Below are 15,811 nucleotides of genomic sequence, written 5' to 3'. Positions count from 1 at the left end.
CAAGAACGATTTGACGACGCTTTCGATGAACAAGAAATTGATTAAGAAATTCTTGCGTGATCTGGATTCGACCAACGACAACTTTATAACTTTATTCGCAATCTGGATGACACTTCCGTTAAAGGAAGCAGATTCTACATTATTTCCTTAGGCTATCTGCAGGATATCGTCGAGAATCTTTATGTAATTGCTGGCAATGCACACAATCACGTCGATAACAACCATAAACTGCTTAAGGAATATCAGGGGAATGATCTGAGATTAGTTGCCGATGAGTTGGGTAATTGGTACGCCGAAGTATATAGTTTGTATAAGCGCCGTGACTTCTTAAAGCTTGATTCAACCATGAAACAGCGCGATCAGCTTCAGAAGGTTATTAACGATCTTTTGGACAAGCAGATTGACCATATCCGGACAACAGAAAATAGTCCTAAGAACAGTAAACTTTACTTCTCAATCCTGTTAGAGACAAACGAGCTGATCAGCTCTACATTTAAACTCTTACGGTTATTCAAGGAGTTTGAAGAGTTCAAAATGAACAATAAAAAACAAAACTAACATCAGTTAGTTATCAAAAGCCCGAGGTTCGTTCGGGCTTTTCTTTTTTTAACAATTATTTTTTTACAATTTGCTGTAATCTACTGTGACGATAGTCAGGTCAAGGATGGTTTTTTTTGTTTAATACCATCGATGGGAGAGAAGTCCTGCGTTATTTTGATCCGATTTCAGCAACAGCTGTTAGTGGAGCCAATCCTTTGAGTGGGAGCGAAGCTAGCTTTGTAAACCTCTTCGGTGGGCGCTCCCGCAATTATGAAAACAAACTTCAGTAGCTATATAAGAGCGTAGTGGAGTTTTTAAAGCAAAATGCAGATAGCTATTGACTAGCAAAACTATCAGCAGTTCAGACAGCGTTATGGGTTGAATGGTAAGGTAAAGGAGAATATACTTCCTTCATCTTTTACACTCTGAACCTGAATGGTTCCATCATGCAGTTCGATAATTTCTCTACAAAGATAAAGTCCAATACCGAACCCCGATATCACCCCACCACTCGTTTCCTTCACACGATAATAGCGTTCGAATATCCGTTGCTGATCTTTCTCAGCAATCCCTTTTCCAAGATCTTGAACATTTACTTTTAAACTGTTATCGATGGCAGCATAATCTACTCTGATCGTCGATCTGAGAGGCGAATATTTGACCGCATTTCCAATAAGGTTATGGAGTACCTGCGCTATTTTTTCACGATCGGCATGTATCATTATTTTTCCAGGTCCTTTAAATAGAAAATGATGCGTTTTGATCGTCGATAGCACTTCATCTTCAATTTCGGCAAACAGTGATTGAAAATCAAAAACAGTTTGATCAGATGCAGCTGACCCGAATCAAGCTGGATACGTTAAGAAACCCATTAATCATGGAGTTCATATATTGTACTTGCTTTACCGATTTCCCCAGCATATTTTGCGACATAGGATCTTTTGTAGGTAAGTCCATTCGTTGCAGTATCTGCAGATAAGCCTTAAGAGAGGTAAGGGGTGTTTTAAGTTCATGGCTCACCATTCCAATGAAATCATCTTTTCGCTGTTCCTCTTTTTTTTGTTCGGTAATATCCCTCAAAGTACCATTTAAGCTGAGTGGATTACCTTTACTATCATAGAACACTCTTCCGTTGGCCTGCAGCAGTCTAATTTTTTTATCAACATTATTTTGAATCCGATATTCTATGAAATAATGACCATCAGAATCTTTACTTAACACGTGCTCGATGGCCAGCGACACGCGATCCCGATCTTCCGGTAAAATAACTGCGATGGCCAGAGAGAGAGCCATGTTTTCGTCCGATGAAAGACCAAACCATTTCTTAAGAAGCGTATTTCCGGAAAAGAGATTTGTTTCAGTTTGGTAGTAGAAGGTCGCGAGCTCGCCCGCATCTACTGCTAGGTTCAGCATCTGTTGATCCTTTTCATTCTTTTTACGCAGCATTACCTGCTGGGTAATTTCTTCAAGAATGACCAAAACACCTGAAATACTGCCATCATGAGAAAATATAGGCTGATAGATGGAATTAACGATCGCCTCTCTCAATCCGGTTTTATCAAGCAGTTTTACTGTAAATTCAGTGTTTATTTTAGGCTCACCACTTTGATATACGTGTTTAAGCCAATTGTTAACAGGCTGTCCCCGCATTTCCGGGCGGGCACTTTCGTGCGGATATCCAATGACTTCCGACTCTCCTCGTCCCCATATCTTAAGAATCGCAGGATTGGCGATTTCAATATGATGTTCAGGCCCTTTTAACATGGCGATTCCGACAGGTGCCTGTTCTATAATTGTACGAATGTATTCCCTGCTGTCGGCCAGTTGCTTGATATACCTGTTGAGCTCTTCGTTGGTTGATGTCAATTCTTCGAGGGTCGCAGCCATTTCTTCGTTGAGCGCCTGTTCTTTTTCTTCTTTATGTTTGATCTGCTCTAAAAACTCACGGCGAGAGGTCACCTCCAGTGCCGTATTCAGTATACACCAAGTTTTATTGTTTTCATCAATAAGTGCTCTATATTCGTAATCGAAATAATCAAGCGCCTCCTTTCCGTTCTTTATTAACTTTGCAGGAGCCGAAGAAACAGAATATGTTTTCCCAGTACGCCAAACCTCTTGCAGCAGCTCTAAAAAAGGCTGTCCTTCCAATTCAGGAATTGCCTCAATCAAGGGTTTGCCTATCACAGAAGCGTCTTTGCCCCAAACCTCCAGCATTCCTTCATTAGCAAAACGGATGATCATATTCTCACTGCTATAAATAGCTGTAGGTGAGGGCGAGGAAGCCAGTGCCTGAATAACTAAATCAGAGCTAAAGGGAATCATATTTGGACTTTCTTTGGAATTCATTACAAACAAAAATATGAAAGATAATTCATTTATATATAATGGTTTTAAAATATGATTTTAGTCTAACGACCTATGCCTTTATGGATACAAATGGAGAATACTACAGCCGAATTTATATCCATATCTCAACTGTCCGAATTTGTACCCCAGTTATTCAAAGAGATGAATGAAATAGTGGAGGATCAAGTATTTATAGATAGTCAAGCCGCGCTCTTCCGTTATTTCGATTTCCTGGACAAAGGTCAAGCTATAGCAAGTACAGATGAGCAATGAAGCAATTTGGAAAGATGATTATTCGTGGCGGATATGGAGATATTTGTTGGTGCATAATTATTTTTTCTTGATGTAGAATGGTAGATAAATGTATTCGTCAACCTTTAGATCAATTGCTAGCAATTCTATTTATCACCCTTTAGCAAATGAAAGATTTCTTCTATCGAATAATCAAGTACATCATGCGAATAGATATCTTCTGAAAAAATTGATTAAACTAATTGTATTTTAGTGGTAAGTTATACGTTAAAAAGCAAATGAGAAAAAAATTAATCAAGCATTTATTTGTAAGACTTTTAATTGGTGCAGCACCTATGGTTTTTTTTGCAATAGGAATGTTTGCTAAAGGAGAGAGTGGCAACAATGGTATGTCGCTAAACTTGGAGAAATTTTTACCGGTTTGCCTAATTTTAATTTATGTTTCTTTTCTAATTATTAATGGGCTTAATCATTTTGTAAAAGGTAGAGTCGGTTATGGATTGTGTAGTATTAGTACAGTTGTCATTTTAGTTGTGGTATTTTTATACATTATGTATTTAGAACATCTGGTATGAAAAAACGCTCAAAATATTATTTTTACTGATAGATTTTATAGCAAGATCTGTCGCGCATATATCGAAAAATATCGAAGCTATTGGCAATATTTATCATGTAAGTCCCAAATCCGAAGACAATATTACAGTTGTTGATTTTTTTGAAATTCTTCAAGATGAATTGGGTATAGAATTGGAAGCAGTACCCATAAGGAATGGCTTTCTTTGTGGGAGTCGGATGAAGATAGTCCACTCTATCCATTTTTAAGTTTATTTGCTTTCAAAGTACATGATGATAAATCTATCATTGAGATTCATCAAAATACACCTAATTTTGATATCAGCAATACGTTAGCATTCCTTTCGAATAGCAACATTCAAACCACTAAAGTGGTTAAAGAAATGTTATCACATTATTGTAAGTATTTGGGAGTTTTAGAAATGAACTTTTATCTATCCAATTCGCAAGAAACGGAATAATTTGTTTTATATAAATCTCATTAAAATAGAACGTCACTTTACAAAGATGAGATATATCATGATACCAACAGTTCAAAACCCTTATATGATACATGCTAATTTCCCTATCATCATCTATTCGAATTTTATGAAGTGGTGAACAATTGGTTTACTATTATCAAGCATGACCTTGCCAATTGCCAAATTTTGTAATCGTTTCGACCTCAACTTGCAATTTTAAAGTTTTAATAGTAGAATTGCCCAGTTCAATTCATATTTTAATTCATAAAACTAATTAAAATATTTCTTTTAATAACCGTTTATAATTTTTGACAACATATTTCGTTTGTATTTGTTTATACTTGATCCCAACCTAGACCGAAAAGTATATTTATTATTAGATATATAAGAACATGAATTCAAAAACTGAACAGTTAAAAGAGCTGAGTCAGCTTAATGACGAACTCGAAAATTATTTCAGAAATACGATTATACCACAGCTTTTTGTGGATGCAGATCTCCTGTTACGTAAGTTTACACCTCCTGCTATGAAGCATTTCGTGCTTAAAGAAGAATTTATCGGAATGCCAATAGCAGATATCCAGGATAATTTTAAATATCCTAACATAATCAATAATATTCACTCCGTTATTGCTACGGGAAAAATGCTGGAGAAGGAAATCCAGACCACAGATTTGCGCTGGTACCAGATGAATATATTACCCTATATTACCTTTCGGGAAGGTAAGACAAATGGTGTGATTATCACTTTTGTAGACATCACGGCACGAATTAGAGATTTAAAAGAGCATGAAAAGCTGATTTTAGAACATGAATTGTTATTAGACCAGCTCGCTCATGATATTAAAAGCCCTTTAGCAGGTTTAATGCTCACATGTGAATACTTTAAAGTACTTCCAGAAAAAAAGAGCACCAAATTCTTAAAGATGCTTGCTAATCTAGAATGCGGACTATCCAATATAAAAAGAGTACTTTCAGATTTCACTGAAAGTCACTGGGGAAAACAAAAATATCAATCGGCAACGGAACTAGTCGATTTACCTCATATATTGGATGATGTCATGTTAGCATTAGCGCCACAGATTTTAGAATCTAATGCTAAAATAGTTCATCGATTTGAAATCACAGAGATCAATTTTGTGAGACGTAAACTTCGTAGTGTGTTATATAATCTATTGAGCAATGCGATTAAATATACACCGGTAGATCGTAAACCTGAAATAGCGATTTACACCTTTGAAGAAGATGGATTTATGGTTATCAGTGTTACAGATAACGGAATAGGTATGTGCAACGAAGATTTATTAACTGTTTTTGAAAAATTTAAAAGAATATGTGCTTCTGTCGAGGGTACGGGAGTAGGGTTATATTTAGTCAATACTATTGTTAAAAATGCAGGTGGTAAAATTACTATAACAAGTACACCTGGTGTTGGGTCAGAATTTAAAGTTTATTTAAAATTGGACAGTACTCAATAATTTTTAAGATTTATAAGTCTAGGCTTATTCTCTGAAATCATCGGTATCAATCCTATCAATAGTCAGATGTGCCACCCTTAGACAGGATGGCCCTATGCAGCAAAGTTTGTTTTAGTTATATAAGTAAAATCTTATGAAATTTGTACCCCTGAGCAGAGTCATACTATTAGAATTAAAACGTAACGGTTATAATATTTTAACATCTAAAAATACAGTTGACGACGAAAACCCAACGTGGTATCCGTTAACTGTACCTGATGTTGATGATTATTTGTTACAGCTAGACTGTAGTGGAAGTATTGTTCCTGAGGAGGGGCAAGTGCTATTAGTAATTGAAGATGCACTAGACAATATACATGAAGGTCAGCTTCAGGGAGAAGTATTTATAGAAATAGACAATTTAGGGGAATTGGAGGATAAGATCCAGTTTTATGGCAAGAAGTATCAGTTTATCTCAGATCCAGAATATTATGTTTTTTCATTCGATCCAAAGCGGGTCTTAATTCGCAATTATGCCTTGCGTACTGGCAATCATCTTTTGTATTTAGCTTATATTGGCGTAAATTATCCCACCCATGTCATCGATGAGATTCGAGATCTTGAAGATCTAACCCGTTCCCTGATCTGTTTAGATCAAGAACAGGCAAGAGAATGGTTTAGAAAACATGATGTTACTATGGTACAATCAGATATTTCGATATTCGAAAAGGATGCTATTTTAACTATATTTTTACTTGGAACGGAGCAACAAATAAAGATTCCTTTAGAAGACAAAGACGAACTGATTTATAATTTGATGCACATAGAAGATCTACTTCAACTCCGTGATCTATTTTGGATAGATCCGCGCATAAATTAACGGATCATAATTTTAGTATTTTTGTCTCAGTTAGTCCAGTTCATTAAGGGTTCTATTATGGATATATATTGTTACATATCTAAATTTAAAACATCTCGCTTTAGTTTCATTTCCATTCAGGGAAATTGAATTAAAAACGAAAAGGGCTTATGATTATAAAAATTCATAAGCCCTTTTTTTGAAGATAGTTTTTCATTGCCCTTGAAATACTGACCATCTTTTTATAACCATATTTAAGAAATATAGTTAAGGTTTAAGTACCACCTTTACACAATCTTCTTCTTTTTTATCAAAAATTTTATAACCATATGCTGCATCATCCAGTGATAGGCTATGTGTAATAATATCATCAAGTACAACCTTGCCATCATTAACCAGGCCAATAAGTTTGTCAATATAATTCAGTACAGGAGCCTGACCCTGCTTTATGGTGATGCCCTTATCAAAGACCCGGTGGAGGGGGAAGTTATCGTAAGTCGAGCCATACACGCCCATGATTGATACGGTTCCCATTCTTCTTACCGCCTCAAAGCAGAGATCGAGTACCTTCATCGAGCCCATTTCAAAATTGACGGTTGCTTTAACTTTATCCATAAAAGTACGTTCTGGTTCAAATCCAACTGCATCTACACATACATCGGCCCCTCTTCCTTCAGTCATTGCCCGTATTGCTTCTACGACATCGACTTCATTAGGATTAAGTATTTCAACGTTGTTAACAGCTTTGGCTTTTTGAAGCCTATAATTTAACGGATCGATAGCTATAACACGTGCTGCACCATTAAGCCATGCTGCCTTCTGTGCCATTAGTCCAACAGGGCCAGATCCGAAGATAGCTACTGTTTCCCCGCCCTTAAGTGCGGCCCAGTCAATTGATGACCACCCTGTAGGAAAAATATCCGTTAGGAAAAGAGCTTGTTCATCGCTGAGATGATCTGGAATTTTACGTGGACTAATATCAGCGTAAGGAACACGCACATACTCTGCCTGGCCGCCGGAATAACCACCATATAGATCGGTGTAGCCAAATAATGCCCCACCTTTCTGGTCCATCAAATCGCCATTAGGACCGTAGTGTTTAAAATTTGAGTTTTCACATGCAGGAGAAGCCTCATGTTGACAGAAGAAACACTGTCCACACGAAATCGGAAAAGGCACAACAACACGATCACCACGTTTAAGGTTCGTAATTGCAGATCCAACTTCCTCGACTATCCCCATGAATTCATGGCCCATGATGAGAGGTTCTTTTTGAGGCACTGCACCGCTCAGAATATGTAAATCCGAACCGCATATCGCCGTTGATGTGACTTTGAGAATAACATCTCTGGGATCAAGAATTTTTGGATCAGGGACATTGTCGACTCGAATATCACCTGGTTTATGGAATACTGCTGCTCTCATATATTTATACTTTAGAGTTTATTAATCAAATTTTGTATTTTATTGCCACTATCTTTCTCTACCCATATTTGCGAGCAGAATGCTGAATTATGGTTGACCTCCGCCACCAGCAGATCCATAAATCTGTCCTGTGGCATAACTGGCATCATTGGCTGCAAGCTGTACATATATTGATGCCAATTCTGCAGGTTGACCAGGTCGTTCAAGTGGTGTGTCACCACCGAAATTGACAAGTTTTTCCATTGTTGCGCCGCCGCTTACTTGCAAGGCGGTCCATATTGGACCTGGAGCTACACCGTTAACACGGATTCCTTTAGGTCCAAGCTGTTTTGCCAATGAGCGTACAAAACTTGTATTGGCAGCCTTCGTTTGTGCATAATCGAATAAATCTGGAGAAGGGTCTGTCGCTTGCACAGAAGTGGTAGCAATAATAGAAGATCCTGGCTTTAGATGGGGTAGAGCTGCTTTAGTAAGCCAGAAAGGAGCATAAACATTGGTTTTCATTGTAGCATCAAAATCATCCGAACTGATGTCAAGAATAGATGGTCTAGTTTGTTGTCGACCTGCATTGTTGACAAGAATATCAAGCCCACCAAGTCCATCTACAGCGTCTTTAACCAATTTTTTACAAAAATTTTCATCGCGCAGATCACCAGGAATTGCCAATGCTTTGCGGCCTTCTTTTTTAATCAGCGCAATCACCTCTTTGGCATCAGCTTCTTCAGCAGGTAAATAATTAATGGCTACGTCTGCACCTTCCCTTGCGTAGGCAATGGCAGCAGCTCTGCCCATTCCGGAGTCGCCACCTGTAATCAATGCTTTACGTCCTTTTAGTCTACCTGAACCTTGATAAGACGTTTCGCCATGGTCTGGTCTAGGATTCATTTGGCTAGCAAGTCCTGGCCATGGCTGAGATTGTTCTTTAAATGGAGGTTTGGGAAACTTCATTCTCGGATCTTCCATAGCATATTCAAGTTTTTGGACATTTGACGCACCCGCGTTTCCCACTAAAGGTGTAACTGCTAATGTAGCAATTCCAGCTCCGATACTGCCGATTACTTTCCGTCTACTGATTTTGTTTTCTTCCATCATCATAGCATTAGATTTTATTAATAATTTCTGGATGTTTCTGACGTTCAACACAGTAATGAAGATCGTCGTATAAACGCATTTTAATTTGCAGCTTTACCATCCAATCAAGTTTTTTTATTCTATCATAAAATAAACATGCGGAAACACTTGAAAGTTGTCAGGTTAAATACTGGTTTTAGCGATTTATATACCCTTATTGAAGGAATTAGGTGATATCAAAACTATAGATTTTAAAAAAATATATTCCCCAGAAATTAACATTTAATTGGTACTACTCATATTTCGATATTAGCTTATACATAATGACGCTTTCGAAATGGTCGTTTAAATCTAACGATCTCGGAAGTAAAATATTTAGATTATGCGATCTTTAAGAATGTAAATGTATTTTTTTAAACTAAAAATTTCAGTAATTACAGCTGAACTTTTTTCCATCATCGTTTGTCCTTATAGCAAAATGATTTAGAGCTGCTAAAACAGTTCTTGCAAAAACCATTAACAAAATTTTAAATCATAACAGATGATTAAACAAAAAAATCAGCTCCGGAGTAACACCACAGGTAGATCATATGAAAGTCAATAGTTCATAGCTAAACCTATTGCAGAGTAAGATCTGCAAGGAACGTTATTATTTCATTGTAAAAGGAGGATCTATTATGGTTATTATCTTTTGAAACAGTTCTATAACCAACAATTTCGCAACCTAGTACGCTGGCTATTATCCCAGCAAATCATTTGAGCACAACTTTAACTGATGCTTATTGAAATTAATATCAAATAATGGACTGTATCTAGTTAATTATAATGTTTCGTTTTTAGCTATATTATAATTAATTAGATTAATAAAATCACTAACAATTAAATTATATTACCATGCATAACTTATTATGTTTTAGTCATCTGTCCTGGAATTTTGTTTACCAGCGGCCCCAACATCTTTTATCCAGATTTGCGAACATTTATCGGGTATTTTATTTTGAAGAACCAACGATCGGACATACCGATATGTACAGCGTTAATGTCCAGGATAATGTTTGTATTGTAGAACTCATGATTACTAGTCATGATCCAACTACTAATTATAGAATCCAAATTCTAATCAATCAACTTTTAGAAGAATATAAAATTAAACATTACAGCTGCTGGTATTATACCCCAATGGCCTTTCAGTTTACCCGGAATCTTACACCGGATATTATTATTTATGATTCGATGGATGAGCTATCCGCGTTCAGATTTGCTCCACCACAATTGTTAGAGCTGGAAAATGAGTTGTTCAGTAAAGCAGATGTAGTTTTTACAGGAGGACATACACTGTACCAGGCAAAGAAAAACAGACATCATAATATTCATGCGATGCCAAGCAGTATTGACAAAGAACATTTTGTACAGGCAAGAAGTGTTCAGAATGATCCTGAAGACCAAAAGTCTATTGGCTTTCCGAGACTAGGATTTTTTGGTGTTGTAGACGAAAGGTTTGACATTGAATTACTACGTACAGTTTCGGCGCAACGTCCAGACTGGCAATTTGTAATTATAGGGCCTGTTGTAAAGATTAATCCAGATGATTTACCTAGGGCCTCCAATATACATTATTTAGGTCCAAAAAATTATGCAGAATTACCATCTTACATTGCCCATTGGGATATCGCTCTTATATTATTTGCTTTAAATGAATCCACAGAATTTATAAGTCCCACAAAAACACCTGAATATCTAGCTGCTGGTAGACCAGTCATATCAACTGCAATAAAAGACGTTGTGCACCCTTATGGTAGTGCAGGTTTAGTTCAGATTATAGATAGCCCCAATGACTTTATTTCAGTGGCAGAAAGAATATTTGCTAGCACTGAAAAAGATCAATGGTTGAAAATGGTTGATCATTTTTTAGAGAATGATTCTTGGGATCACACCTTTAATAAAATGAATGCACTTATTAATAAAGTAAAAATGAATAATAACCACATTTCAACAGTACAAAAGGAGATCGATCATGTATGATTTTTTAATAGTAGGTTGCGGATTTGCCGGCGCAGTTTTAGCAGAGCGTCTTGCAGCAGAAGGAAAAAAAATATTAATTGTGGATAAACGGGATCATATTGCAGGGAATGCCTATGATTATTACAACGAAGATGGTATCCTAATTCATAAATATGGACCTCATATTTTCCACACTAATTCTGAGGATGTTTTTCGGTATCTAAGCAGGTTTACTGAATGGCGACCTTATGAGCACAGAGTATTAGGCAGTGTAGATGGTTTATTGGTTCCTATTCCCATTAACTTGACCACTATTAATGAGCTTTACGGTAAAAATCTGACTTCAGATGAAGTTACTTCTTTTTTAGCATCAAAAGCTGAAAAAAGAAATCCTATTCTTACTTCCGAAGATGTTGTCTTGGATGCCGTTGGAAAAGAATTATATGAGAAATTTTTTAAAGGATACACAAAAAAACAGTGGGATCTTGATCCATCTGAACTGGATGCTTCAGTGACCGCCCGGGTACCAACCCGAACCAATAAAGATGATCGTTATTTTACAGATAACTTTCAAGCTATGCCTAAAAACGGTTATACAGAAATGTTTAAAAAAATGCTATCACATAAAAATATTAGCATTATGCTTCAAACGGATTATAAAGATATTATTGATGTCATACCTTTTAGAAGAATGATCTATACAGGTCCGATAGATTCGTACTTTGATTATTGTTATGGTAAATTGCCATATCGTTCCATTGATTTTAAATTTGAAACTTTTAATCAGGAAATATATCAGGAAACTGGGACAATCAATTATCCAACTTCTAATCTTTATACGCGCATTACGGAGTTTAAATATCTAACAGGACAAAAGAATCCGAAAACTACAATTGTATATGAATATCCTACTGCCGACGGAGACCCATATTATCCTATTCCGAGAAAGCAGAATCAGGATGTTTATAATCAATATAAAAAGCTTTCGGAAGAACATCCTAATGTATATTTCACAGGCCGTTTAGCGACTTATAAGTATTATAATATGGATCAAGTAGTAGCACAGTCGCTTGCACTATATCGCAAAATTAAGAATCAGGAAATATATGTTAATTAATGATTTTTCAGGCACCCATCAGAATCCTTTTAAAAGTTTTCTGATGGGTGGATTTGAGTGTGCCGATCACCTTAATGCATTTGGAAACAGAGTAGATCTTTTCCACGTTTCAGGGCACGATATCTATTTGGAAGAAGACTTCGATCTGTTAAACGGACTTGGTATCCAAACAGTTCGTGAAGGAATTAGATGGAGTCATGTTGAAACTCAGCCATACCAGTACGATTGGTCAGTAGTAGAGCAAATTATCCACGTATCGCAACTTAAAAATATTCAAGTAATCTGGGACATCTGTCATTTTGGTTTTCCTGATGATCTGACGCCACTTCATCCCATGTTCGCTAGGAGATTTAGCCATTTATGCCGTGCATTTGTTACCAAATATCGGAGTTTGGTTCCCAATGGACCATTAATAGTGACTCCAATAAATGAAGTAAGTTTTCTTTCTTGGCTTGGAGGTGATGTCAGGGGAACGTCTCCTTACTGTGTCGGGCAGGGGTGGCAGGTTAAATATTCGCTAATGAAGGCTTATATAGAAGGAATAGAAATGATGAAAGAAGTTGATCCATCCATGAGAATATTGGTCACGGAACCTTTAATAAGCATTGTAACCTCCGATCCTGCGAATATTTTGTCACTTGTCGAAGCTGAAAAAAAGCATATCGAGCAGTTTCAAGTTCATGATATTCTCTCTGGCGCGATGTGTCCGGAGTTAAGAGGTAAGCCTGAATACCTGGATATTATTGGCGTTAATTATTATTATAATAACCAGTGGATCAATGAGACGCATGAATTCTTGCCATGGGGAGAAGAACCGGCTCATCCTTATTATCGCACACTACATTCTTTAATTGAAAGTGTTTTTCAACGCTATAGAAGGCCAGTCATCATATCTGAAACTAGTCATCCTAAAGAAGATCGAGCCAAATGGATTGAGTCAATAACAAAGCAGTGCATATCTATAATTAAATCAAAGATTCCTCTTTTTGGATGCTGTATATATCCGGTTGTCGACCGACCAGATTGGGATAATTTAGATGAATGGCATCACAGTGGTCTCTACGATATCTTTAATACAAATTCTTTGGAAAGAGTACCTGATATAGCTAGTATCATTGCTATTTCAAAATTTAAGAAACACATTAATGCAATTCAGAGCATAACTGATAATTTTTATTATCGGAATAGTGGATTAAGTGTAGGTTGATAAACCAGTTATACTTAAAACATAAGTTATTTTCATCATATTTTATATGAAATTAGTAAGCAGTGAGGTAAATTTTAGAAAAAATGAATAAATCTAAATTAGAAAAATTGGTGATTTCCGCTCAAATTATAGGGAAATCATCACTTTCTGAAGCTGCAGAAACTGACTCAGTGAGTTGCTTTGCGGAACAAACTTTGGCAAAAATAAAAGATACTGAACTTTTAACAGCATGTGTTCCAAAAAAATATGGTGGTCATAATGTAGGTTTAAGGCCAGGGACTAATTTGGAATTGCTAAAAATTCTGAAATATATTGGCAAAGGCAATTTAGTTATGGGGAGAATATTAGAAGGACACTTCAATGCACAGCTCTTAATCAATCAATTTGGCAGTGAAAAACAAAAAAAACTTTTTGCAGCTGATGCGTCGCAAGGTAAACTCTTCGGTGTCTGGAATACTCAATCAGAGGTTGGTACTTTCTTATCAAAAAAGAAAATGGTAGTTATCATTTAGATGGTTCTAAAACTTTTGCGACAGGTAGTGATTATGTAACCCGACCAATCGTGACAGCCGCTAAAAAAGATGGATCCTGGCAAATGTGTGTGGTTCCATTAGATGAAGCAAATGTAATAAGTGACCCCAGCTGGTGGAATCCAATGGGAATGAAAGCGAGCAGAAGTTTTAAAATGACGTTTGTCAAAGCCCATATTACAAAAATAAATCTATTGGGATCAGCAGGAGACTATTATTTGCAACCTAGCTTTAGCAGTGGGGCAGTACGCTTCGCTGCAGTTCAGCTTGGTGCAGCTGAGCAACTTTTGGATGAAACAAGAAATTATCTTAAAGCCTTAAATAGGATACAAGACCCTTTTCAAAATATGCGCTTAGGTCAAATGGCGATCGAAGTAGAATCAGGAAATCTATGGCTAAATGCTGCCGCTACAAGAATGGATCATTATATGCAAAAGCCCACTATAAAAGAGGGGGAACATTTTATAATTTATGCCAATATGATGCGCACTGCTATTGAACAGATCTGTACTGAAGTTATAAATCTTTGTCAAAAATGCGTGGGGGCGAGGGGGCTTAATAAACCATATCATTTCGGAAGGATCATTCGTGATCTCAGCACCTATTTGAGGCAACCCGCACCCGATGCCGTATTGGCAGATGTAGGTAAATGTCTTTTACACTCCAATATTTCTTCTGGCAAAATCTGGGATCTAAGCTTTAATAAAACAAAAAGTTAATGTTACACTTCAATTTTGATAATATCCAAATTTCGCCGGAACATTGTGTTATAGGTTTTGGAACAACACTCATAGTTGCTCCGCACGCCGATGATGAGAGTCTGGGCTGTGGGGGAGTTATTTCACTTTTGCGAAAATATGTTCAGACTGTTTATATCGTCTTGTTGAGCGATGGGACTTTGTCACATCCGAATAGTAAAGAATATCCAGCGGATAAATTGAGAGATCTACGTGAGAAAGAACTGGTCAATGCCGCTGGCATTCTTGGTGTATCTGCAGAAAATATTTTTTTCTGCAGATACACAGATAGAAATGTACCTTCAAGAAATGATGAAGAATTTGAGAAAGCGGTAGAAAATATATCTACCATGCTGGACATGCTGCAGCCTCAAACTATCTTCGTTCCTTGGCGTCGAGATCCACATCCTGACCATAAGGCTGCCTTTCAAATATTAAGCGCTGCAACAACTCCAGGTATTACAATTTATGAATATCCGATTTGGCTTCAAGAATTAGGAAAAGCAGCAGATAGGCCTACCAGTGACGAGTCAATGGCTTTTTGTTTAGATATTACCACTGTACTTGCTAAGAAACAAGAAGCTATTGCGCAACATCGTTCTCAAATTACTGATTTGATCAGTGACGATCCGGGGGGATTTCGTCTTGCGAAGGAAATGCTTAGTCAATTTAATGTACCGTATGAGACTTTTTATATAACCAAACAATGAATCAAAAACAATCTTTAACTTCTGACTATTTCAATGCTGTCTATGAGAGTAATGAAGATCCATGGGATTTTGAAACCAGCGAATATGAGGCCGCAAAATATGTGTCTACAATAGCAGCTTTGCCGAATAAACATTATGAAAGTGTTTTAGAAGTTGGTTGTTCTATTGGAGTTCTCACCATGCTTCTAGCGCAGCATAGTACCAATTTGTTGGCTATCGATGTTTCACAAAAAGCATTAGATATTGCAGCCAGACGATGTGAAAAAATAAGTAATATTACTTTTAAAAAAGCAAGTTTTCCAAAGGAATTGCCTGAGCAACAATTTAATTTAATCATGATCTCGGAAGTAGCTTATTATTTAACAGAAACAGATTGGCAATCTGCTATAGGCTGTTTGTATGCCAGACTACCGTCTGGCGGTCATGTAGTTTTAGTACATTGGCTTCCGGAAGTTCACGATTATCCTCAAACAGGTGATCAAGTACATGATACTTTTCAAAAATTGATGCAGCATAAAATGGAAA

The 15,811-nt window shown here is 36.8% G+C and carries 18 protein-coding genes; 14 read left to right on the top strand and 4 right to left on the bottom strand.

The genetic code is table 11. The annotated features are described in order from the left end of the window. Nucleotides 1-276 precede the first annotated feature (276 nt). Entirely contained in the window at nt 277-558 is a 282-nt protein-coding gene (locus L950_RS19455) for a hypothetical protein (protein ID WP_156169768.1), read from the top strand. A 116-nt stretch (nt 559-674) separates the two neighbouring features. Next, entirely contained in the window at nt 675-830 is a 156-nt protein-coding gene (locus L950_RS37490) for a heavy metal-binding domain-containing protein (protein ID WP_021189598.1), read from the top strand. Nucleotides 831-911: 81 nt separating this feature from the next. Here the strand turns inward: L950_RS37490 and L950_RS19450 are convergent, their stop codons facing one another. Next, the gene (locus L950_RS19450; protein ID WP_156169767.1) at nt 912-1,262 is read right to left on the bottom strand and encodes a sensor histidine kinase; all 351 of its coding nucleotides are present in this window, start codon (nt 1,260-1,262) and stop codon (nt 912-914) included. Nucleotides 1,263-1,365: 103 nt separating this feature from the next. Continuing rightward, nucleotides 1,366-2,862, bottom strand: coding sequence for a PAS domain S-box protein (locus tag L950_RS19445; RefSeq protein ID WP_197086569.1), 1,497 nt, complete (start codon nt 2,860-2,862; stop codon nt 1,366-1,368). Between the two features lie 114 nt (nt 2,863-2,976). Between L950_RS19445 and L950_RS19440 the strand changes: the two genes are divergently transcribed. From L950_RS19440 to L950_RS19420, 5 genes are all read left to right on the top strand, one after another. Beyond that, nucleotides 2,977-3,159, top strand: coding sequence for a hypothetical protein (locus L950_RS19440; protein WP_156169766.1), 183 nt, complete (start codon nt 2,977-2,979; stop codon nt 3,157-3,159). 257 nt (nt 3,160-3,416) lie between these two features. Continuing rightward, nucleotides 3,417-3,713, top strand: coding sequence for a hypothetical protein (locus tag L950_RS19435; RefSeq protein WP_021189596.1), 297 nt, complete (start codon nt 3,417-3,419; stop codon nt 3,711-3,713). 204 nt (nt 3,714-3,917) lie between these two features. Beyond that, nucleotides 3,918-4,172, top strand: a complete 255-nt coding sequence (locus tag L950_RS19430) for a hypothetical protein (protein WP_021189595.1) — start codon at nt 3,918-3,920, stop codon at nt 4,170-4,172. Between the two features lie 392 nt (nt 4,173-4,564). Continuing rightward, nucleotides 4,565-5,650, top strand: coding sequence for an ATP-binding protein (locus L950_RS19425; RefSeq protein ID WP_021189594.1), 1,086 nt, complete (start codon nt 4,565-4,567; stop codon nt 5,648-5,650). A 133-nt stretch (nt 5,651-5,783) separates the two neighbouring features. After that, nucleotides 5,784-6,509 (top strand): hypothetical protein, encoded by a 726-nt coding sequence (locus L950_RS19420; protein WP_021189593.1) that lies wholly within the window; start codon nt 5,784-5,786, stop codon nt 6,507-6,509. Between the two features lie 246 nt (nt 6,510-6,755). Here the strand turns inward: L950_RS19420 and L950_RS19415 are convergent, their stop codons facing one another. Beyond that, complete coding sequence (locus L950_RS19415; RefSeq protein WP_021189592.1) at nt 6,756-7,913, bottom strand: zinc-dependent alcohol dehydrogenase; 1,158 nt, start codon at nt 7,911-7,913, stop codon at nt 6,756-6,758. Between the two features lie 87 nt (nt 7,914-8,000). Further along, a complete protein-coding gene (locus tag L950_RS19410; RefSeq protein WP_031288054.1) occupies nt 8,001-9,005 on the bottom strand; it encodes an SDR family oxidoreductase in 1,005 nt (334 codons plus the stop codon). Between the two features lie 873 nt (nt 9,006-9,878). On the opposite strand from L950_RS19410, the gene L950_RS19405 reads away from it, so the two are divergent. The 7 genes from L950_RS19405 to L950_RS19380 all read left to right on the top strand — a co-directional run. Further along, the gene (locus L950_RS19405; protein WP_031288052.1) at nt 9,879-11,006 is read left to right on the top strand and encodes a glycosyltransferase; all 1,128 of its coding nucleotides are present in this window, start codon (nt 9,879-9,881) and stop codon (nt 11,004-11,006) included. Beyond that, nucleotides 10,999-12,102, top strand: a complete 1,104-nt coding sequence (gene glf, locus L950_RS19400) for a UDP-galactopyranose mutase (protein ID WP_021189589.1) — start codon at nt 10,999-11,001, stop codon at nt 12,100-12,102. The genes L950_RS19405 and glf overlap by 8 nt, the downstream gene beginning before the upstream one ends. Beyond that, nucleotides 12,092-13,309 carry a hypothetical protein gene (locus tag L950_RS19395; protein ID WP_021189588.1) on the top strand — a complete coding sequence of 406 codons (1,218 nt, stop codon included), beginning with the start codon at nt 12,092-12,094 and terminating at the stop codon, nt 13,307-13,309. The genes glf and L950_RS19395 overlap by 11 nt, the downstream gene beginning before the upstream one ends. A gap of 83 nt (nt 13,310-13,392) precedes the next feature. Next, nucleotides 13,393-13,821: an acyl-CoA dehydrogenase family protein gene (locus L950_RS27050; RefSeq protein WP_052764482.1), complete on the top strand. Its 429-nt coding sequence runs from the start codon at nt 13,393-13,395 to the stop codon at nt 13,819-13,821. Nucleotides 13,822-13,871: 50 nt separating this feature from the next. After that, complete coding sequence (locus L950_RS27045) at nt 13,872-14,558, top strand: acyl-CoA dehydrogenase family protein (RefSeq protein WP_052764481.1); 687 nt, start codon at nt 13,872-13,874, stop codon at nt 14,556-14,558. Continuing rightward, entirely contained in the window at nt 14,558-15,286 is a 729-nt protein-coding gene (locus L950_RS19385) for a PIG-L deacetylase family protein (RefSeq protein WP_021189587.1), read from the top strand. The genes L950_RS27045 and L950_RS19385 overlap by 1 nt, the downstream gene beginning before the upstream one ends. After that, nucleotides 15,283-15,811, top strand: a 529-nt coding sequence (locus tag L950_RS19380; protein ID WP_021189586.1) for a class I SAM-dependent DNA methyltransferase, incomplete at its 3' end; no start/stop codon positions are given. The genes L950_RS19385 and L950_RS19380, both read left to right, overlap by 4 nt.

The sequence above is a fragment of the Sphingobacterium sp. IITKGP-BTPF85 genome (assembly GCF_001006065.1).
Lineage (GTDB): Bacteria > Bacteroidota > Bacteroidia > Sphingobacteriales > Sphingobacteriaceae > Sphingobacterium > Sphingobacterium anhuiense.
This window is presented reverse-complemented; position numbering and strand designations above follow the sequence as displayed.

What these genes read in the sequence shown, in the direction of transcription:
- L950_RS19450 (WP_156169767.1), bottom strand. Translation starts at nt 1,262, where the DNA reads ATGATACATGCCGATCGTGAAAAAATAGCGCAGGTACTCCATAACCTT.
- L950_RS19445 (WP_197086569.1), bottom strand. Translation starts at nt 2,862, where the DNA reads ATGATTCCCTTTAGCTCTGATTTAGTTATTCAGGCACTGGCTTCCTCG.
- L950_RS19440 (WP_156169766.1), top strand. Translation starts at nt 2,977, where the DNA reads ATGGAGAATACTACAGCCGAATTTATATCCATATCTCAACTGTCCGAA.
- L950_RS19435 (WP_021189596.1), top strand. Translation starts at nt 3,417, where the DNA reads ATGAGAAAAAAATTAATCAAGCATTTATTTGTAAGACTTTTAATTGGT.
- L950_RS19425 (WP_021189594.1), top strand. Translation starts at nt 4,565, where the DNA reads ATGAATTCAAAAACTGAACAGTTAAAAGAGCTGAGTCAGCTTAATGAC.
- L950_RS19420 (WP_021189593.1), top strand. Translation starts at nt 5,784, where the DNA reads ATGAAATTTGTACCCCTGAGCAGAGTCATACTATTAGAATTAAAACGT.
- L950_RS19415 (WP_021189592.1), bottom strand. Translation starts at nt 7,913, where the DNA reads ATGAGAGCAGCAGTATTCCATAAACCAGGTGATATTCGAGTCGACAAT.
- L950_RS19410 (WP_031288054.1), bottom strand. Translation starts at nt 9,005, where the DNA reads ATGATGGAAGAAAACAAAATCAGTAGACGGAAAGTAATCGGCAGTATC.
- L950_RS19405 (WP_031288052.1), top strand. Translation starts at nt 9,879, where the DNA reads ATGCATAACTTATTATGTTTTAGTCATCTGTCCTGGAATTTTGTTTAC.
- glf (WP_021189589.1), top strand. Translation starts at nt 10,999, where the DNA reads ATGTATGATTTTTTAATAGTAGGTTGCGGATTTGCCGGCGCAGTTTTA.
- L950_RS19395 (WP_021189588.1), top strand. Translation starts at nt 12,092, where the DNA reads ATGTTAATTAATGATTTTTCAGGCACCCATCAGAATCCTTTTAAAAGT.
- L950_RS27050 (WP_052764482.1), top strand. Translation starts at nt 13,393, where the DNA reads ATGAATAAATCTAAATTAGAAAAATTGGTGATTTCCGCTCAAATTATA.
- L950_RS19385 (WP_021189587.1), top strand. Translation starts at nt 14,558, where the DNA reads ATGTTACACTTCAATTTTGATAATATCCAAATTTCGCCGGAACATTGT.